Below are 19,716 nucleotides of genomic sequence, written 5' to 3' on the forward strand. Positions count from 1 at the left end.
ACGGCTCACTTGGCACCTCCTTGCAGCCACGTCGCCGCATGCTCGACGTATGCATCAATCTCCGCGACGGAACGCTTCTCGGTCAACGCGACCAGGATGCCACGGTCGTCCGACAGACCCATGCGGGTCAACGGTACGCCGGCCAGTATTCCGCGAGCGGCCATGTAGATTACAAACTCCTCAGCACTACCGGGAACTGTCATTAAGAACTCCCTGAAGTGCGGACCGCGGTGCGGGAGGCTGAAGCCCGCCACACTGCGCAGCTTATCCATCATGTACATCGTTCGACGTGCAGATGCTTCGCCAATCTCGCGCAGGCCCGTCGGGCCCATCATAGACATGTAAAATGTCGCGCGAGCCGCAAGCAGGCCCTGATTCGTGCAGATATTCGATGTTGCCTTGTCGCGCCGAATGTGCTGCTCACGTGTTTGAAGTGTCAACACATAACCGCGACGCCCATCAACGTCCTTCGTCACACCAACGATGCGACCGGGCATCAATCGAATCAACTCATTGGACGCGGCAAACAGACCCAGGTACGGTCCGCCGAATGACATGTAGTTGCCGAGCGGCTGACCCTCACCCACGACGATGTCCGCGCCGAGCTTCCCGGGCGGCGTCAAAACGCCCATGGCCATTGGATCCGTGACGAAGATGACCAACGTGCCGTTGCTGTGCGCGCGGGCGACCAATTTCCGTACGTCGTCAACAACTCCGAAGAAATTCGGGTATTGCACGACCAAGGCGGCTACGTCGTCGCCCAAGAGCATGGATAAGGCTTCGTGTGACTGCGAGCCGTCCGGACAACGTGCGCAGTCAAACTTGATCCCGAGCGCGACATTGTTCGTCTCAGCCACCCGGCGATAAGCCGGATTCACCGCTTCGCTCCAGACGACGCGCGTGCGCTTGGTATGGGCGCGGGCCATACTGATGGCCTCCGACAGCGCCGTGCCGCAATCGTAGAGGCTGGCATTGGCCGCGGGCATCGCATAAAGCTCGCAGACCATGGATTGGAACTCGTAGATGACCTGCAGCGTACCCTGCGCGACTTCCGGCTGGTACGGTGTGTAGGCCGTCACATATTCGCTGCGCATGCCCAAAGCATCCACAGCGGCGGGGACATAGTGATCGTAGGAACCTGCGCCCATGAAGCACGCGCGATTCATGGCCGACTGATTCAGCGCGGCCAACTCCATCACTTCGCGGCGGACGTCCCACTCTGATTTTCCGTCGGCGATGGCGAGCGGACGATTCAGCCGCAGCTCGGCCGGGATCGGCTCAAGCAATTCTTCTAAAGACGAGACCCCGATGTCGCGCAGCATCGCACTGCGATCATCGGGGGTGTTCGGAATATAGCGCATTCGTTGAGTGCGTGTGGGTCCTGTTCAGACTACGCGCTGGTTAGGTCTTTGTACGCCGCCGGCGTCAGAAGATTGGCGGCTTCGGAATCAAACTTAGATGGGCGGATTTTGACGATCCAGCCGCCCGTATACGGCTCACGATTGATCACTTCGGGCGCGTCAGCCAGCGCCGTATTCACTTCTACGACTTCACCGGTGATCGGCGAATACAGATCCGCCACGGCCTTGACCGCTTCGATCGTGCCGAAGCTGTCGCCCTGTAGCGTTTTTGTACCAACCTCGGGCAATTGTACGAATACTACGTCGCCCAATTCACCTTGGGCGAATTCAGTGATCCCGACCGCAGCGACGCCGCCGTCGAGTTTCACCCATTCATGTTCCTTGGTGTAAAGATATCCATCCGGGATATGCATTGCAAGACGTCCTTTAGGATGATTTCAGTTATGTTCAAGCCTGTGCTTGCTGCTCCATGTATTGTTCTACCCACTTGGTGTGCACCTTGCCCGTCTTAAAGGCCTCGGTGTCAAGCATTTGCAGGTGAAACGGTATCGTCGTATGAATCCCCTCGACCACGAACTCCGAAAGCGCCCGGCGCGTGCGCGCCAGAGCCTCATCACGCGTCGAACCGTGCACGATGAGCTTGGCAATCAGACTATCATAGTAAGGGGGTATCGTATAGCCTTGATAGACATGCGAATCCACGCGCACACCCGGACCACCGGGGAGGTTCCAGGTCGCCACGGTCCCCGGCGACGGCAAAAAGCCACGCGCGGCGTCTTCAGCGTTGATGCGGCATTCAATGGCGTGACCACGAATTTGGATGTCCTTTTGCTTCGGCAATTCTTCACCAAGAGCGACCAGGAGCTGCCACTTGACCAGGTCCGTGCCGGTCACCATCTCCGTGACAGGATGCTCGACCTGAATACGCGTGTTCATTTCCATGAAATAGAACTCACCATTCGGAGCCAGCAGGAATTCCATCGTTCCCGCGCCTGAATAGTTGATCGCGGCCGCCGCCTGCGTGGCCGTCTTGCCCATAACTTCACGGAGTTTCGCGTCAACGGCGGGCGAAGGCGATTCCTCGATCAACTTCTGATGGCGCCGCTGCATGGAGCAGTCGCGTTCACCCAGATGAATACAGCCGCCGCGACCGTCTCCAAGAACCTGGACTTCGACATGACGCGGTTCGATGATGGCCTTCTCAAGATACAAGTCGCCGTTACTGAACGCGGCTTCGGCTTCCGCACTGGCCATTTCAAACGATGTCTCCACGGCATTCATGTCGGTCACTAACCGCATGCCGCGTCCACCGCCGCCGGCGACCGCTTTGATCATGACCGGCAGACCAAACTCCTCGGCCAATCTGCGCGCCTCGGCGGCATTGGCCACCGGGCCGTCACTGCCGGGAATCACCGGACACTTGGCCCGGATCATCGTGCGCTTGGCTTCCGACTTGTTGCCCATCAAGTCAATGACCTGCGGATCAGGTCCGATCCAAACGATTTCGTGGGCCATGCAAATGCGCGCGAAATCCGAGTTCTCGGCCATGAACCCGTATCCGGGATGAATCGCGTCCGCGCCGGAAATCTCGGCGGCGGCGATGATCGCCTTTGGCGAAAGATAACTCTGTGCAGCTTGCGGCGGACCGATGCAGATGGACTCGTCCGCAAACCGAACATGCAGCGAATCCCGATCAGCCGTGGAAAATATGGCCACGGAGCGCAAGCCAAGGTCCTTGCAGGCGCGAATCACGCGCAAGGCGATTTCGCCGCGGTTGGCCACCAGTACTTTCTTGAACATTATCCCGCCCGTTCGATGCGGAACAAGACTTGACCAAACTCGACGGGCTGTGCGTTGTCCACCAGAATCTCGACAACGCGGCCCTTGACTTCGCATTCGATTTCATTCATCAGCTTCATCGCTTCGATAATGCAAAGCACTTTTCCGGGCTCCACCATGTCGCCGACTCGAATATACGGCTCGGCGTCAGGCGAGGGCGCGCGATAGAGCGTTCCCACCATCGGTGCTTTCACGTCCACGGTGTTCGCAGACGGCGCACGTGTTTCCGACGCGGCCGCGGGCGCGGTCGGCGCGGCCAGCGGGGCCTGCATCGCGGCCATCTGCTGCGGCGCGTAGCCCATCTGCGGCATGGCCATCTGCGCCGGCATCATCGTGATCTCAGGGTGACTGCCGTTTTTCGAAATGCGTATCTTTAGGTCATTTTCAACAAGCTCGAACTCAGTAATCGGACTGCGCTCGATCATGCGAATCAATTTCTGAATCTCCGCGATATCGAGACGCGGTTTGTCTTTCGTCGGACGAGTGGACATAAGGGCTCCTTAGTTGGGCCGATGAACGAACTTCACGCGATTCTCCCCTGCAGTCTCCGAGCCTACCGGTACTAACCGGTCGGCGGGAAACCCGGCTGCCGCGAGAACGTTCCGGACGGCTTCGGCGCGCGACTGCGTCAACATCAGACGCTCTTCGGCCGAGGCAATGGTCTCATTGGTTTGTGCACGTATCTCAATCTGTCCATCCGAATACTCATACTTCAATTGCGAGGCCACACTCCGCAGATAGGACAAGCTGTGCTCATTCAACTGCGAAGAGCCACGCGCGAACTCGATCGCGCCGCCGGTCGAGGCGAGCCGTTTGCCCGCGCCTGCCGAGGCGCTTCCGTGTTCCTCGAAGAACACTTCAATCAAATCAAAGGCGTGTAGAACACCTGCTTCAATAACGTCTTCCACCGGCGGCTGCGGTTTGGAATCGCGGACGGCGGCAGGCAACCGCGCGTCCGAGCTGACCAGCAGTTCGCGGCGACTCCGGCTACCCGATTGCGGCCGCGGCTTTTCGACAGAGGGTTTGTCCTGAGGTTGGGCAGTCGTGCCGGACTGCGCGTCGTCCCCTTGCCGGACGAAATCAGTTGATGCAATGCGGGTCCGGACAGCCGTCGAATCGGGCGTCGCCGGTTGGGGCGATGCGGCCGCCGAAGGCGATGGATGCACTTTAACCGTCGGAGTCGGTTGCGCTTTGCTTGCAGGAGCCGCCATCTGCTCAATCACAGCGCCGCGATAAAGCACGGCAGCCGAGGCAAAGAGCAGGAGCGAATAGATCAAAGCGCCCTTCGAATGCTTGACCATTTGCTGCCGACCTCTGACCAACCAGAACGCTAAGAAGCCAAAGGCCAACAGCGCGGCACAAATCGCCAGTGTCAGACGCAGCGGGTCCACGGACTATCCTGCTCGTTTCACCCGGTCGAGATACTCCCCGGTACGGGTATCCACGCGCACTACATCGCCGGTTTCACAAAACAAAGGCACCGCCACTTCAGCGCCGGTTTCAAGTATGGCAGGCTTGCCCGTGTTGGAAACCGTATCGCCTTTGAAGCCCGGAGCCGTCTCTTTAATCGTCAATTCGAGGAAGTTCGGCAACTCGATGGTCAGCGCTTCGGTGTCGAGGAAATTGACGCGGCAGACCACGCCCTCTTTCAACCACTGAGCCTTGTCTCCCAGCCAGTCGCCGCCAAACTGGAACTGATCGTAGGATTCCTGATCCATGAAATGGTAGAACTCGCCGTCGCTGTAGAGAAACTGCAAGTCCTTGCCATCCACGCGCACGGTTTCGATTGAGGCGCCCGAGTTAAGCGTGCGTTCAATAACGCGGCCTGTCCGGGCATTGCGCAACGTGATGCGTACGAATGCACCGCCCTTACCCGGCTTCACGTGCTGAAAATCGGCGACTTCGAAAATCTGTCCTTCCATCTGCAGGGTCAAGCCCTTGCGAATATCCGCTGTTGATGCCATTTTGATTGTTATGTGAATTGGTTAATGAGTCATAAACTTAGTTGACCGGCGAGAAGCTGATCAAATTCCTCTTCAGAAAGCACGCGTACCCCAAGCGCCAGCGCCTTGTCGAGCTTCGACCCAGCCTTCTCCCCTGCCAGGATAAACGATGTCTTCTTCGAGACCGAACCGGTCGGCTTGCCGCCCTGTGCGATAATCACGCGCTCAATCTCTTCACGCGAATAGCGCGTCAACGATCCGGTCACCACGATCGTCATCCCCGTCAGTGCCGTGCCGCGTTCAACGGCCAGATCACTACGAAGCGCCAATCCGGCGAGCTCGAATTTCTTCGAGATTGTATGCCACGCCGGCGATTGGAAGTACTCAACGATAGCCTGAGCGACGCGTGGACCGACATCCGGCAGCATCTCGAGATCCGCTGGTGCGGCCGCCGCCAGGTCGGTCATTCCCGCGAAATGGGACGCAAGTGTGCGGGCAGTGGTTTCGCCAACGAATCGAATTCCGAGTCCGAAAATCACGCGATCCAAGCTCCCCGATTTTGCCGCGTTCAGCGCTGATACCAGCTTTTCTGCGGACTTGTCGGCAAAGCCCGGAAGCGCCAACAGCTTGTTGGTCGGGAGATTGAACAAGTCACCGACATCGCGCACGAGTCCTTGGTCCACCAAGGCCGCGACCGTCTCCGAACCCAAGCCAGCAATATCGAGCGCGCCGCGCGATGCAAAGTGCTCGATTTGGCGTTTGATGACTTCGGGGTCGTCGGGATTTGTACAACGCAACGCGACTTCGCCGGGTACCCGTTCAAGCGCCGCGCCACAAACTGGGCATGACTCCGGTTCGACGATTCTCCGGGCATCGCGCGGTCGGCGGTCGAGCACTACTCCGGTTATCTTCGGAATTACATCCCCGCCGCGCTCGAGCGTGACCACATCTCCCACATGCAAATCAAGCCGTGCAACCTCTTCGAAGTTGTGCAGCGTCGCCCGGCGCACCGTGACTCCACCCAGCGAAACCGGTTCTAACTCAGCGACCGGAGTCAAGACGCCTGTTCTTCCAATCTGGAAGGAAACACCGCTCAGCGTCGTGAACGCTTGACGAGGTGAGAATTTGCAAGCAAGTGCCCAACGCGGCGCACGAGAGGTGACGCCTAACTTACGCTGCTGCTCAAACGAATTGACCTTGACGACAACGCCATCGATTTCGAAGGGCAAAGTATCGCGTTTGGCTTCCCATGACTCCCAATATCCTTGCACACCTTCAATCGTGGTGTGAACAGCGCTTTCGGCGCTCGTTGGCAAACCAAATTCTCTGAGGCGATCAAGCCCTGCACCATGCGATTCGATCGGCAGGTCCGGCGACTCATACGCGTAGCACACGATGCGCAACGGGCGGCGCGCTACCAAAGCGGGATCAAGTAATTTCAATGAACCGGCCACGGTATTGCGTGGATTGGCAAGCGGCTTTTTCCCTTCCGCCACCTGCTCTTCGTTAAATGCCAGGAAGTCGTCGGTGCGCATATAGGCTTCGCCGCGCACATGAAGTACTTCTGGTATCTTAGTCCGCACCGTTGTGGTTTGTAGAGCCAACGGCAGCCCGCGCACCGTGCGGATATTGGCGGTAACGTCATCGCCCTGCTCCCCGTCCCCACGAGTGGCGGCCCGAGTCAGTTGACCGTGTTCATAGGTCAGCAACAGGGACACACCGTCGAACTTCAACTCGCAGGAATACTCCGGCTGTTCGCCTTCCAGACCGCTGACGACGCGCCGATGGAACTCCTCCAGATCACGCTGATCATACGAGTTCTGCAGCGACAGCATCGGAAAAAGGGTGACGGACCGACGCGAATCCAGCGGTCAGGGCCTCGCCCACCCGCTGAGTAGGGCTGTCACGAGTGACCAATTCAGGGTGCTCGGCCTCAAGGTCGCGTAGCTTCTGAAACAGCCGGTCGTACTCGATATCGCTGATCTCGGGCCGGGCCTCAGCGTAGTACAGGCGGTCGTGGCGGGATATCTCCCTGCGCAGAGCCGCTATTTCTTGCTTAGGACTGGCCATCTCAGAATTTTCAGGGGCAGGGGCGGCCGTGAGGGAACGTGACGAGCATTGGAAACTACTAAAAATTCTGAAAAATGGCAACTGAAACCGGCGTATAGCGTCTTGAAATCGCCCTGATTTGGCCTGGGGCATGCGATTTCAGATTGCTACTAAACGTTTATATTACTATATTTTATGCTTCGCTTTCCGATTGAGGTGTAGGATATTGACCTGGCTCGCGGCTGCCTTGATTGCGTTGCCATCTGCTATGTGGCTGTTCGGACTGCTTTTGTGGCGGGCCCGGGCAGATAACCCCGTTGCGGGTGCCACCGCGATACAGGCTGGTGTCGTCGTTGTCGCTCGCAACGAAGCGCCTACCATTGAAACGTGTCTCAGGGCCATTCTGGACCAGAAACCGCCGATTGCACGGGTTATGTTGCTCGATGACGGTTCCACGGACGAGACGGTCTCGCTGGCCCAGGGCCTCGCCGCGCGGGATGCCCGGCTGGAAATCCAGGCTATGCCGCAGTCTCCTCGTCCCCGCAGTCCCAAGAAGGAGGCGCTCGCGACCGGATTTCGGGAGCTGGGTACACCGCAAGTATTTTGTACGGATGCTGATTGTGTCGTACCGCCGACTTGGTCTGGCGCCATGATCAAGGGTAGGCCGGATGATGTTGGTGCTGTGATCGGTGCCTCCTTTCCTCCGGCTCCTGCGACGACGGCTGAACGGGTGTATCGGTGGGAGCGCTTGGTTGCCAACGCGCTAATGGCTTCGGCCTGCGGCTGGGGCAAACCGGCATCGGCGTGCGGTCACTCGATCCTCTATTGCGCGGAGGCCCTGAAGGCCGTGGATGCGCCTGTGCGGCGTGACCTGCCATCCGGCGACGACGACTTGACAGTTCAAGCAATTTCTCGTGCAGGGTGGCGCGTGCAGTTTTGCGATTCGCCGGACAGCGTTGTTGCCGATTTAGGCGGACTACGCGGATCGCGGTGGGATCAAGCGGCGCGACATCAGAGCGTGGTTCGCTTCTATCCGTGGTATTGGAGGCTGTTGTTTGCGGCAACCATCGTTGCGAGTCTTGCCGCGATTGTGGTGCTGCTTGGCCTGCCGGTCATGCAGTCCCGAGTCGTTATGGCCGGTGTCGCTCTTAAGTTCTTGCTCGATTCCGCGACCGGTGCTGTGATCGCAAGCCGCTTACGGCTCAATATCACGGTCGTTGAGATCATTCTGGCGTCGTTGCTGCTTCCAATCTGGACCGTCTGGCGCGCTGCGTCCGGGCTCATGGGCCGCGCAAGCTCGTGGCGCGGTCGTTCTTCGGTCACACAAATCGCGTAGTTCATCCTATGTCGCAGTCGAACTCAACATGCGTCGAGTCCGCTGAACTGGTCGGCCCTAAATCTGGATCAGTGCTGCCGCGTTGGTTGAAACTTGTTGCGACGGTTGGTGTTTTGGCGCTGCTGGTCTGGCAGGTAAGATGGCCGGAGCTTCTGACTGCGGTCGGGCAAATCAGCGGATGGGGCGTTTTGGCCGCGATTGCTCTTTGGCTTCCAAATCAGTACTTACAGTATCTGCGCTGGAAGTTAGTCGCGCGTCGTGCTGGATCTGCCGTGCCGGCCTCCGACATCCGCGCAAGCTACTGGCTCGGCCACACGCTGGGCTTTGTTACGCCTGGTCGCATCGGCGCATACGGGCGCGGGCTATTCTTGAAAACCGTGCCTGTGCGCGAGGCCACTGCCTTGACCGTACTCGAACGGATCTACAGTGCCTTGACTGTGAACGGATTTGGTCTGATCGCCTTGGGCTTACTCCCCGCTCTTGGCTGGCATGCGCCGTGGGCCAATTGGGGGCAAACTGTTTCTACTGCAATGGTCGGCGTAGGCGCGGCAATATTGACCGTCGGGCTTGTACCGGGCCATGCGGCACGCATGTTGGTGCCGTGGCTGAAGCGCCGTTCGTGGGGAAATGGAGTCGCCGGGGCATTGACGTCGGTGTCGTCAGTCGGCGCAGGCGCGTCGTTGGTTTATATGTCCTTGGCAGCCGGTGCGCTTGCCGTTTCACTTGTCCAATTCGTCTGCCTGTTGTCCGCATTAGGTACTTCGGTTCCACTATTGGCAGGAATACTGGCTGTGCACTTGAATTTCTTTCTCAAGGGGAATATTCCCCTTACGCTGGGAAATCTGGGCGTTGGCGAGTGGACAGCTCTGTTGTGTCTACGCGGCCTGGGCGTGCCCGACGCGCAGGCGGTGGCCGCATCCCTGTTGTTGTTTGGATTGAATGTCGCGATTCCCGCACTCATTGGCGTTCGGCATCTGCGCCGCGTGCTGACGATACACCACGACTGGAGCCGCCGCCTTGGGTAATCTGCTCATCATCTTCGTTGCCGCAGTGGCAGTTGTTACCGCTGGATATGCGGTAATGATGCTGTTGTTTGCATGGGGATTGAAACGGCTCGCCCGGAATCAAATCGCCGAGCCAACGCAGTGGCCGTCCGTGAGTGTCATCATGCCTGCGCGCAATGAAGCCGGTGTGCTCCCTTGGACTTTACGTTCATTGATGCGTCAGGATTACAAGGGCGAGTGGCAGGTCATCGTCGTTGACGACCGCAGCGACGATGCAACGCCCGTTGTGTTAGCTGATTTGGCGCGCGGCTATCCGCAGTTGAGAATTGTGCGCATCGTTGAGTCGGCCGGCGGATCACCGAAGAAGTTCGCCTTGTCTCAAGGCATTGCGGCGGCGACCGGCGAGATTATCGTGACGACTGACGCCGACTGTCAATACGACGAGGGCTGGCTGCGGGGTCTGGTGATGCATTTGGCCGATGGCGTTGGCGTCGTGGCAGGATTGACGATTTTTGACCTGCCGGAGTATCGAACGGTGCCTGCCTGGCAGAAGATTCAATGGCTGGACTTCTTCGTGCAGAACTTTCTTGCGGCCGGGTCCCTGGGATGGGGCCACGCGGCGAGCTGCAACGGCAGCAATCTGTGCTTCCGCCGCGAGGTGTACGACCAAATCTCGGGCTATGGCGCGACTGCAGAAGTCGTTTCGGGTGACGATGTTCTGTTTGCCCAGCGGGTTGCCGCGGGAACGTCGTGGAAAATGGTGTTTGCCACGCGTCCGGAAACGATTGTGAGATCACTGCCCGTGGCAAACCTGCGTGAGCTACTGCATCAGCGACTACGGTGGGCCTCGAAAGGCCTTACTTACCGCGGTAGCATGCTGGGTTTTCTGTTTGCCGTCTATGCGTACTATCTTGCGCTGTTGGCGTTGCCGGTGGCGGCTGCCTTTCAACCACAGTGGTGGAACATGGTGGCCGCTGTTTGGGGGACCAAGCTCGTCGTGGACAGCGTGTTGATTGTCACGGGGGCATTTACCTTCCGACAGCAGCGGCTGTTGCCACACTTCCCGGCATACGAACTGCTTCATATAGTTTTTACACCGTTCATTGGTTTCGCCGGGCTGCTGCTGCCCTACCATTGGAAAGGTGATTGGTACCGTACCGCAACACTCCCGGGAAGCATCACCCGTCGGTGGTTGAAGCTCCCGGCGCGGTCGAAGAAATCTGCATCTGACATGGCGGCTCAACGATGATTGAATTGGGGCAATTTACTCCCCGTCTGGCGTTGGGCTGGCAGACGCTATGTGAACGCAGCGGCGACGCGGCGATCACATTTGACGATGGTCCCGATCCGCAGACCACGCCGGCGCTGCTGCGGACTCTTGATGCACTGAATCTCAAGGCAACGATGTTTGTAATCGGTCAGAAGTGCCGTGGCAATGCGACATTACTCCGCGAGATTACGGCAGCGGGCCATACGCTTGCGTGTCATGGCTACGCCCACGAGCGCCATTGGTTCAAGAAATCGTCTTTTGTGACGGCAAGCATCCGCCAGACGCTGTTCTTGCTGCAGGATTACGGTCTACAGATGGCGCCGCTATTCAGGCCGCCGTTTGGCGCGATTGATTTCCGCATGCACCGGCGTGTAGTTGAACTCAAATGTACACCCGTATTGTGGTCAGCGCATGTCTCGGATTGGAAACAGCAATCTCCCATTGAATTGCGGCAGCGGATGGCGGCCAGTGTTCACGATCGCATGATTCTGCTGCTGCACGACGGTCACGAGACATCACCTAATGTGCGGGAGCAATTGCCGTATCTGCGGGACGAGATTGAACGCCGAGGGTTACACTCCGTGACATTGGCAACGGCCGCGGGGAGCCTGGTTACGGCATGATCGGGACGACTTTGGCGGTCGGGGCGGGTTTGCTGCACGGTGTGGCAGGAGTGCTTTTGGGTGCGGCGTTGCTGCGCCGAGACCCGGATGAACCCACCGAACTTCCGCAGATCTCGATAGTCGTACCGGCGCGCAACGAAGCCGCGAACCTGCCACGATTGCTGAGGTCGCTGGCTAAACTCGACTACCCGGTTGACAAGGTTGAATTGGTGCTCGTCAACGACGATTCGACTGACAACACGCGCGACGTTGCTGTGCGATTAGGCGCGGACCTGCCGTTTCGCGTGCGCATCATAGACGCGGTTCATCACGCTGGCGAAACATTGCCGCCGACCAAGACGCTGCCGTTGGCCCAGGGAATCGATGCTGCCCAAGGCGAGCTGATTCTGATGACCGACGGCGACTGCGAAGTCCAACCAAGTTGGGCACGCGATATTGTTCGGCATTTCGAACCCGGCGTCGGGCTTGTGTGCGGAATCACGCTGCCTGACTACGACAAAGCTGGTGACCGCATCACGCGCTATGAGGCCGTAGACTGGTCTCTGTTGCTGGGCGTCTGCGCCGGCATGTGTCGGCTGGGCAGTCCGCTGGCACTCATCGGGAACAACTATGCAGTTCGGCGGACGTGTTACGATTCAGTCGGCACATTTCGCAAGATCGAGCACAATCGCATTGACGATATCGCTCTGTTTCGCGCGGTCGCGGAGTCTGGTAAGTGGACCATTGCTTTTGCCGTAACGCCGGGTGCGTGCGCCGCGACTTTGCCGATCGGTGGGACGCGTGACATCGTCAAGCAGCGCTATCGTTGGATGGAGGGCTTCGCTGCGGTGAACCGAACGGGAAAGCTCTTGTTTGGATTTGGACTGACGACACATCTGCTGTGGCCGTTGGCGCTGCTCCTGGGTTGGCCGGCGGCCTTCATCACGATCGCCGCAATCCTGATCGGTGATTGGGCCGTGATCGCCGCTGGGCTGATACGGCTTGGCAAACGAGGTTTGCGAGGGTATGCACTCACCTATCCTGTCTGGGCGTGCCTTTACGGCTGGCAACTCCTAGTCGCAATGTTCGTACGACCGGAAATCAAATGGAAAGAGCGCAAACTTGCCTAAGTTCGCGCCCGAAGATAACAAGAAAAAAGCGGCTGCCCCATCGGGTAGCCGCTTTTGCGTCGTGCGATCCGTCACTCAGTTTATCTTATAAGTCAAACCGAGGCCGACTTCGTGCCGTACAAAATCCTTGACCCGCGCCACGGCCTCCACATCTGACTCCGTGGTTCGCTGTTCGTAGGTGAAGTACAGGTCAACATCCAGCGCGGCGAGCGGCGCCCAGGTGATGGAGGGCGTAAGTTCCCAGCGTGAATCCAAACGGCCCCGATGAAATGGATCCAGTTCAATGGAGCGATCGGTCGTGTAGATCCGTCGGCGGATTCGCGAAGATAGTGCGGCGTCGAGTACGTCTTTGTTCGCGACACGAATCGGAGATCGCAACGTCAGACGAAAATCGTCTTCATTGAAGTCTCCGTCACCGTACTCGTTGTCCTCGACCACACCGCGGTCATCCGCCGGAATTGTTGTGAAGGACTGATCCTTGCCAACATTCTCGGAGACGCGCCGGACATAGCGTCCGCTCAGCGTGGGTCCCCATGGGGTGGCATACCGCAATTCGGTTCCCAGCTCGGTATATTCGCCGTCGTATTCCGTGAAGCGTTCATTGTAGTAGTTCGACCCGAACCCACCAAGCAGAGACAGCCACACCGATTCAACCGGCCGGACAGCAACGTCGCCCGTGTATTCCCAGTTCTCGAATTTCGCCGCATCGTACAGGCCCAAATCGCGATCACGATAAACGCGCAGATAGAATGATGGAATCGTGAACAAACCGGCGCGGACTTGCCAGCGGTAGCCCTTTATGCGCGGTCGAATCGCGGCGGACAAGGAGTGCGTCTGGTAATTTGTGATATCGTTCTTCGAACGCTGCACCGCTTTGAAGCGATAGGTGGCATTCACCATCAGATTTGATGGAGCGCGCCAGATCAGCGACGGCGCCAGAGTGAACTCTGTCTCCGCATCATCCACCGTTTCCAACGGAGTGCGGAAGCCCGGATCATAGCGACGAAAGGCATCCTGGTCCGGGCCCGACAGCCGCAAAAGGTTGTCGTTGTAAACTCCGGCCACACCCACCCGCAACCCCCAGTCAAGGGCCGGCAATTGACTACGCTTGCGGGCCTCACTTGCCGTCGCGCTGGCGAGGCAAAATGCGAGAAGAGCCAATATCAACGACCGGCGACTCACTGACCCTGTTCTCCGGCTAAGTCGGTCTTAGGCAGAAGAAACCGCAGTAATGCGGTTCGAGTGTCCTCGGGCATCCGGAACTCATAGACATGCTCGCCCGCCGGAATTTCAACGAAGAAAGTCTCCGCACGGCTCGGCATGTTCGGCGACGGCGTCTTGTAATGAATCACGTCGCTTGATCCCGCCGACAAATTGTAGGATTTTTTCATCTTGCCGTCTTCAAGGACGGCGACTTTCCACTTCTGACTCCCCTTTATCTCGGGCGTGAACTCGATTCGGCTCAGGACTTTGAGCGTGGCCGGGCCGACCAACCTAAGCGCCGCGCGGTCCGTATTGCCCACGCGATAGTAAGGGTAGAATAGCTCGTCAGAGATGAGTTCGACTTCGGCGGAGTATTCAAACGGCGTCATCGCAACCACTGCCGTGCCGCCGGTAAATTCGTTGGTCTTTTGCGACAACCTTACGTAGACCCGGTCCGTCGAACCATCCGGTACGCGGAGGTTGACAGTGTGCTTACCAGATGGGATGTCTATGATCTTCGAACGCAGCACGCCGACGTTCGGCGTCTGACCGGACTCGCCCTCGACCTTTTCGGATATCTTGCTGGTGTGGTGAATAGAGCGCACGCGCTTGCTGCCCTCCATTCGCACTTCAATCGTGTAATCCGGCTCGGCCGAAGCAACGGGCAGCTCCATGCGAGACATTATCTTGAGTTGGGAAGGTCCTTCAACGATAACGCTGATCTGGCTGTCCTTGTCCAAGACAAAATATGTACGCTCTTTTCCGGCGACGGTCAGTTTGGTGCTGCGGTCAAATGTGGACGGCTTGAGATAGTCAAAGCCTGAATCGGCCGCCCACGCCAACGCGCATAAGAGCAGTGAGCAGACCGTGATGTAGAATTTCGTGCGCATGGGGCTTATCACCATTAGCGATGAGGAACTAAAGAAGCGTCTCCGGATCAACACCGGCATCGGCAAGACGGAAGTACTTAGCGTCTAACCTTACCAACACAAACAACGCGCCGAAGGCAATAATCAATGCGGTTACAGTGACGCGCAAATCGTACTTAATTGAAGTGAACACATCGCCGCGGCCCGGGTCGGACAGCGGAATTTTCGGCGCTCCCAAGCCATAGTCGCGTGAGAGTTTTGACGCGTCACTAATCTGGACAACCGGCAGGCCATCCGCCGCAGCAGCATGCAGAGCGCCGCGACCCGGCCAGTTGCGAACCGGTAACTGGCGGTAGGTCCCGCTGGACAAGAGCTGGGCGTTCTCAGCGTGCCCTAAACTTGCTACGCCTTCACCCACATTGACGTATGCCGCGAAGGGCTGGTCGGGCGACGCAGCCTTGAACGTCTTCCACCACAAGGAGCCAGCCATGACGCCCGAAGCACTTTCGAGCAATGGGACGCCGGCACGTTCCGCCGCCGCAGCCAATTCAATCCGTCCCGTGGCCGAAAGTCCCTTAGCGTTGTCATCCAGCCCGCCGCGCGACGAAGCGACGATTCTTGATTTGACAATCCCGCTGTCATTCAGGAACTTCTGCATATCGAGCCAGGTGTTGCGCGGATCGGTGGCACCCCACCACGTCGAACTCAGGGCGCAAATCGTATACGGTGTAATGCCTAAGGCATCACAAGCGCATAGCACTGCTAAGTTCTTGCCCGGACTCGAACCAGTCATGGCAACTGCTACTCGATCGCCTCGTTTGAGCTTGGCCTCGATGAGCATTTCCACCGCTACAGCGGCCAAATTTGGATTGGCGCTGCTCAGCTTCTCTTCAAAGCTCGCAATGTCCGTCGTAATGGTCGAGAATTGCTGCCCAACGATCGCGTCTATGCGGGGATCGCCGTACGATTCCAGCACTTCACCACCGCCGGCGTCGCGTTGCGCAAGCGCCCTCAACGCGTTATTCATGCGGTTGGCGGCGATCAGTTTTTCCTCGTAGTGATCGCGATTTGTCACCACGCGACTGTATTCCGCCCATATGTAAAGACCGTAACAGATCGCCGCCATGGCCACCAATGTCCAGATGGAACGCAAACTCGGTCTAAAGGCCATGGTAAATCTCCCCTCCGGTCAATAGCATGACCAGCAGGCGGACCAGCGGAGCCGCAATCAACATCGTTGCGAGCGTCTTGACCACTCCTTGCCGCTCAAACCAATTCGCGATCAAACCGGGGATGATGAAGCCAATAGCCTCAAGCCGGACATCCGAGATCCAGACGTCCGTCAAGATGACATTGCGGCTGATATAACCCAGTATGAAGCCGAACATGATGGCCAGCACCATGCGACGGCGGCCGTACACGAACATGAAGCGCGAGACCAGCCGAATGCAAAGAAAGGCGAAGAATGCTACGACAAAAGTTCCGGCGAGTTTAGCCGGGTTGTCCAGGTGCAGCGCAAGATAGCCGGGGACAACGATGCCCCCTGCTGCCGCGCCAACGACCTCATGGAACAGCAGGCTGATCAGTACACCCAGCCCTATGGTCAATTCAATCATGTTCCGCTTGAGGGACTTGCGATTCTGTTAGATTCCTAAGCCGCATTCACACCCGTACGGGTGCGGCGGCGCTGTGCGAAATACGTGGCCACATCCAATCCCCCCTTGCCAACATTGCCCATTGCGAACGCCGTTCCGATACCCTTCACGCGTTCAAACATCGCGTCATAAGTTACCTGCGGGTCAGCCATGCCGATCTTGACCGCTTTGCTTTGGTCAATGCCGTAGTCCGGCAAGCTGTTGTACACGCGTTCGAGATTCTCCCCGTTCAGGAAAAAGTAATCAAATTCGTCACGCAGGTTGTCGCGCACCATTTCCAGCAATTGGATCGTGCGGTCATATCGGTCGGCGCGAGTATTCAGCATGAAACATACGGTGCCCAACTCCGTGGACAAAGTCTTCACCTTTTGCCAAATGGCTAACGTGGACATCGGATCATTGGCCGCAAGTGCGTTGATGAACTGAAGAACGTTGCCATTCTCCTCGGCCTCGATGACTCGTAAAGCACCCGGGTCAGGGAAACAGGTATACATACCGTGCAGAGCCGTTTCCCGTGGCACGTGATAGTGTTCGCAAACCGCCAGCGCCAGTGCAACGTTGTCCGCGTGCTCGATATAGGAAAACTGGCCCAGCTCGAGATACGTTACGCTGTCCGTGTTGACGCGATATAGGCGGCAATCGGCGCGTTCAGCCTCTTTGCGCATCATCCAGAACATGGCCTGCTCCGCCGTAAAGGCGATGCCGTCTGGCGGCAAGGTATTGCAGAGCGAGCGCGTAACATTCTCCAGAGTTGGTCCCATCTCCAGAATGTGGTCGAGCCGCGTGTTCGTGATCACACCGACTGTGGCATTGACGAACCGGTGTTCGCATATCCACTGGTATTCCGGGTTTACGGCCATGCACTCGATCACGATGGCCTGCGGCTTCCGCGTGAAGAAATACTGAAAGACCTTGACTTGCTCAATAATGTTCGCACCCGCACGCCGCTTGATCGGGATTTCCAGACCATCAACGTCAATGATTCGGGGCAGCGTCCCCGTCGTCTTGGCGACCGTGCGAATACCGCCCGCACGTAAGCCCGCCGCAATCAGCCGGGTTACCGACGATTTGCCGCGGGTGCCATTGACATGGATGCGAATCGGGATACTGCGAGCCCGACGCTGGTGCTGATAGTACTCAGCAACCGCATAGGCCAGGAGGGCGATGAAGGCAACGGTGAGGAAGACCATCGGGGCGAATCAGGGATGTCTAGGCAAGGTCGCCATTGCGGTGAGGAAAAGTATAATGTAACAAGGAGTTCCGGTCAAGTCAACCCTTTTTTGCGGCCTTGGGGTCCGTATCGGTCGCCACGGTATCCGTCTGAACGGCATCCGGAGCGACGACCCAACTGACCAACGAGTCTTTGGTGACGTGCGCTCGAAAGGTATCTGTATCGGCAATCATGTAGCCACGCAACGGGCCCAACGACTCGACTCGAAGGCCTGACTGGTGAATAAACTTAATCTTATCATGCGGATACAAGAGCAAGCTTGAGCATGGCTCAAGGCCAAGAAACCACTTGACATCAGTTGTGTCAAATACCGTAAATACGGCCTCTTGTGTTGGAAAATCTACGAGATATCTGAGAGAATCCGCAAACTGCTCGCGATATTCAAACCACGCCGAAGTCCGAAACTCAGACACAGGCTCTCCTACCCGAATGAGGCTGGCGTGCTTCCCGAAACTCAATTGACCCCCAGCGTGCCACTGTGCTGCCAGCAACGCACCGACCAGCAAGAGGAGGAGTGTCAAGGACCAATGGAGGAGCCGGTTGCCGGCAATGCTCGCAAACCAAGCGGTGCGAATTTGGGTTCGCGTCATGCCAACGGTCATCCGTTCACGGCCGCCTCTGTCCAAACTGCCCGTTCCGGGTGCCGCTGATCGTTGGACCCCCTCAAGCTCCTCTAATGTCCGAAGGACCTTGTCGGCGTTCATTCCGGCGGCCTTGGCATACGTGGCAATGACCGCCCGCCGGATTGGATTCGGAATCACGTCGAGCCGCCCAGCTTCGAGGGCGTCCAGATACTCCGTGGGCAGGCGCGTTTGCGCTGCGATTTCGGCTAACGAAATCCCTTGGTACTCGCGAGCCTTCCGCAGCTCGTCACAGAAAACGGTCGTTGGAGAAGATGGTTGCGATTCGTTCACGGATTCGCTCAGTCGGCAATCCTACAATATTGTCGTAATCCCCGCTAAACTCCAGCACGAACTTCCCGGCGTCGCCTTGGATCGCATAGCCACCGGCTTTGCCCTGCCACTCACCGCCCTTCACGTAGTCACGAATGTCCGCACGCGTCAATTGAGTGAAGCGAGTTCGGCTAACAACAGTCTCGCTGTGCAATACCCGCACTGCTCCGCCACAATCAAATCCCGCCAGGCAGAAGCCAGTCAGGACATCATGCCAACGGCCAGAGAGTAACTCGAGCATACGCTTCGCGCTGTCACGACCGGCGGGTTTTCCCAGAATCCGGCCGTCACAATGGACAATTGTGTCTGCACCCAACAGGACGCGGTCGGACTGCCCAAACCAGGTTGATGCCCGGACCTTGCGCTCGGCATTGTGGCGAGCCAGTTCTTCCGGTGAATCAGCCAGCCATTCCTCGAGCGCGTGCGAAGGCACAACTTCAAATGGCAGGCCGATTCGGGCCAGCAGTTCACTCCGGCGCGGTGACGCCGATACCAAGGTCAGCCGCAGGTCCAACTACGATATCAGTAACGCGACGGCGTGAATCACGCCCAACATCGGCGCAATGCGATTGAATCGAATCAACGCCGTGCGTGCGCCTTCCATCTTGGGCTGGCGAATCCGGCCCCAAAAAAACGCCAGCGGCATCAACACACCGAGCAGCATCACCCAGAAATAGGCGCGACTGTAGAGCTCGCCCAGCCACGGCCACAGGCTGACCGTGCCAAACAAGAAGAACGTAACAGCCGTGATTGCCAGCCGTTTCCGGTAGTGCTGATGGACCTCGACAGCACTTGATCCACCGTGATTCTCAAACAGATCTTCTTCGATATCCAGTGTAGCCCGCACGACGGCAACAAACAGGGCGGCGATCGCGGCTGGAAACGCGCCCGTCTCGGGATGCCCCAGAGCCGCCGCAACAAACATTGCCGAGGCCGCAAACATCAGGGGCACCTGAATATGGCGCAGGAGGCGAGACGAGGGCGGAGTTTTGACATGCCAAATCAAAAGCGCGGGCAAGAGCAACAGCCAGGGAAGCGTGCCAGCCACGCCTTGACTACTCATAACAACTCCTGCAATCGCTATGAGTGCGGCGCCGCCGATCAGCGGCATCCAGAGCGTGGAGGTCTGCCGACGCGGGTGCGCCGGGCCAATGCGCCAACCTATAAATGCCAGGAGGGCCGCTACTACGGCCGTCGCCACGATAGAGGTTTCGGGTGAAGGAGTCGCTGTCTTGATGACCAATGCCATAGGCACAATGCCAGTACAAAAG

General features: G+C 58.0%; 21 protein-coding genes. 5 read left to right on the top strand and 16 right to left on the bottom strand.

All coding sequences use genetic code 11. The features are described from left to right. Positions 1-5: 5 nt before the first annotated feature. From gcvPA to IPH10_03610, 8 genes are read right to left on the bottom strand one after another with little or no spacing between them, the layout of a single operon-like run. Positions 6-1,361 carry an aminomethyl-transferring glycine dehydrogenase subunit GcvPA gene (gcvPA, locus tag IPH10_03575; protein ID MBK6909999.1) on the bottom strand — a complete coding sequence of 452 codons (1,356 nt, stop codon included), beginning with the start codon at positions 1,359-1,361 and terminating at the stop codon, positions 6-8. Positions 1,362-1,390: 29 nt separating this feature from the next. Continuing rightward, positions 1,391-1,774 (bottom strand): glycine cleavage system protein GcvH, encoded by a 384-nt coding sequence (gene gcvH / locus IPH10_03580; protein ID MBK6910000.1) that lies wholly within the window; start codon positions 1,772-1,774, stop codon positions 1,391-1,393. A gap of 34 nt (positions 1,775-1,808) precedes the next feature. Next, a complete protein-coding gene (accC, locus tag IPH10_03585; GenBank protein MBK6910001.1) occupies positions 1,809-3,161 on the bottom strand; it encodes an acetyl-CoA carboxylase biotin carboxylase subunit in 1,353 nt (450 codons plus the stop codon). After that, entirely contained in the window at positions 3,161-3,691 is a 531-nt protein-coding gene (gene accB, locus IPH10_03590; GenBank protein ID MBK6910002.1) for an acetyl-CoA carboxylase biotin carboxyl carrier protein, read from the bottom strand. Before accB ends, accC begins: the two co-directional genes overlap by 1 nt. 9 nt (positions 3,692-3,700) lie before the next feature. Then, entirely contained in the window at positions 3,701-4,591 is an 891-nt protein-coding gene (locus tag IPH10_03595; GenBank protein MBK6910003.1) for an OmpA family protein, read from the bottom strand. Positions 4,592-4,594: 3 nt separating this feature from the next. Continuing rightward, the gene (gene efp, locus IPH10_03600; GenBank protein MBK6910004.1) at positions 4,595-5,164 is read right to left on the bottom strand and encodes an elongation factor P; all 570 of its coding nucleotides are present in this window, start codon (positions 5,162-5,164) and stop codon (positions 4,595-4,597) included. Positions 5,165-5,193: 29 nt separating this feature from the next. Beyond that, positions 5,194-6,978, bottom strand: a complete 1,785-nt coding sequence (ligA, locus tag IPH10_03605; GenBank protein ID MBK6910005.1) for an NAD-dependent DNA ligase LigA — start codon at positions 6,976-6,978, stop codon at positions 5,194-5,196. Continuing rightward, positions 6,953-7,213, bottom strand: a complete 261-nt coding sequence (locus IPH10_03610) for a hypothetical protein (GenBank protein MBK6910006.1) — start codon at positions 7,211-7,213, stop codon at positions 6,953-6,955. The genes ligA and IPH10_03610 overlap by 26 nt, the downstream gene beginning before the upstream one ends. Before the next feature lie 205 nt (positions 7,214-7,418). On the opposite strand from IPH10_03610, the gene IPH10_03615 reads away from it, so the two are divergent. From IPH10_03615 to IPH10_03635, 5 genes are all read left to right on the top strand, one after another. After that, positions 7,419-8,528 (top strand): glycosyltransferase, encoded by a 1,110-nt coding sequence (locus IPH10_03615; protein MBK6910007.1) that lies wholly within the window; start codon positions 7,419-7,421, stop codon positions 8,526-8,528. A gap of 71 nt (positions 8,529-8,599) precedes the next feature. Further along, positions 8,600-9,553, top strand: coding sequence for a flippase-like domain-containing protein (locus IPH10_03620; protein MBK6910008.1), 954 nt, complete (start codon positions 8,600-8,602; stop codon positions 9,551-9,553). Further along, complete coding sequence (locus IPH10_03625) at positions 9,546-10,781, top strand: glycosyltransferase (GenBank protein ID MBK6910009.1); 1,236 nt, start codon at positions 9,546-9,548, stop codon at positions 10,779-10,781. The genes IPH10_03620 and IPH10_03625 overlap by 8 nt, the downstream gene beginning before the upstream one ends. Continuing rightward, positions 10,778-11,425, top strand: a complete 648-nt coding sequence (locus IPH10_03630; protein MBK6910010.1) for a polysaccharide deacetylase family protein — start codon at positions 10,778-10,780, stop codon at positions 11,423-11,425. The genes IPH10_03625 and IPH10_03630 overlap by 4 nt, the downstream gene beginning before the upstream one ends. After that, positions 11,422-12,534 carry a glycosyltransferase gene (locus IPH10_03635; GenBank protein MBK6910011.1) on the top strand — a complete coding sequence of 371 codons (1,113 nt, stop codon included), beginning with the start codon at positions 11,422-11,424 and terminating at the stop codon, positions 12,532-12,534. The genes IPH10_03630 and IPH10_03635 overlap by 4 nt, the downstream gene beginning before the upstream one ends. 75 nt (positions 12,535-12,609) lie before the next feature. Here the strand turns inward: IPH10_03635 and IPH10_03640 are convergent, their stop codons facing one another. The 8 genes from IPH10_03640 to IPH10_03675 all read right to left on the bottom strand — a co-directional run bounded on the left by IPH10_03640 (position 12,610) and on the right by IPH10_03675 (position 19,694). Continuing rightward, complete coding sequence (locus IPH10_03640) at positions 12,610-13,716, bottom strand: hypothetical protein (GenBank protein ID MBK6910012.1); 1,107 nt, start codon at positions 13,714-13,716, stop codon at positions 12,610-12,612. Further along, on the bottom strand, positions 13,713-14,627 hold the full coding sequence (locus IPH10_03645; protein ID MBK6910013.1) for a hypothetical protein: 915 nt from the start codon (positions 14,625-14,627) through the stop codon (positions 13,713-13,715). Before IPH10_03645 ends, IPH10_03640 begins: the two co-directional genes overlap by 4 nt. A gap of 28 nt (positions 14,628-14,655) precedes the next feature. Continuing rightward, positions 14,656-15,777 carry a poly-gamma-glutamate system protein gene (gene pgsW / locus IPH10_03650; GenBank protein ID MBK6910014.1) on the bottom strand — a complete coding sequence of 374 codons (1,122 nt, stop codon included), beginning with the start codon at positions 15,775-15,777 and terminating at the stop codon, positions 14,656-14,658. Further along, on the bottom strand, positions 15,767-16,222 hold the full coding sequence (gene pgsC / locus IPH10_03655) for a poly-gamma-glutamate biosynthesis protein PgsC (GenBank protein MBK6910015.1): 456 nt from the start codon (positions 16,220-16,222) through the stop codon (positions 15,767-15,769). Before pgsC ends, pgsW begins: the two co-directional genes overlap by 11 nt. 35 nt (positions 16,223-16,257) lie before the next feature. Then, positions 16,258-17,451 (bottom strand): poly-gamma-glutamate synthase PgsB, encoded by a 1,194-nt coding sequence (gene pgsB / locus IPH10_03660; protein ID MBK6910016.1) that lies wholly within the window; start codon positions 17,449-17,451, stop codon positions 16,258-16,260. Positions 17,452-17,530: 79 nt separating this feature from the next. Next, positions 17,531-18,406 carry a helix-turn-helix domain-containing protein gene (locus IPH10_03665; GenBank protein MBK6910017.1) on the bottom strand — a complete coding sequence of 292 codons (876 nt, stop codon included), beginning with the start codon at positions 18,404-18,406 and terminating at the stop codon, positions 17,531-17,533. Next, complete coding sequence (locus IPH10_03670) at positions 18,363-18,947, bottom strand: Maf family protein (GenBank protein ID MBK6910018.1); 585 nt, start codon at positions 18,945-18,947, stop codon at positions 18,363-18,365. The genes IPH10_03665 and IPH10_03670 overlap by 44 nt, the downstream gene beginning before the upstream one ends. Before the next feature lie 12 nt (positions 18,948-18,959). Next, positions 18,960-19,694 carry a hypothetical protein gene (locus IPH10_03675; GenBank protein ID MBK6910019.1) on the bottom strand — a complete coding sequence of 245 codons (735 nt, stop codon included), beginning with the start codon at positions 19,692-19,694 and terminating at the stop codon, positions 18,960-18,962. Between the last annotated feature and the right edge of the window lie 22 nt (positions 19,695-19,716).

This window comes from bacterium, from assembly GCA_016702305.1.
Classification (GTDB): Bacteria; Electryoneota; RPQS01; order RPQS01; family RPQS01; genus JABWCQ01.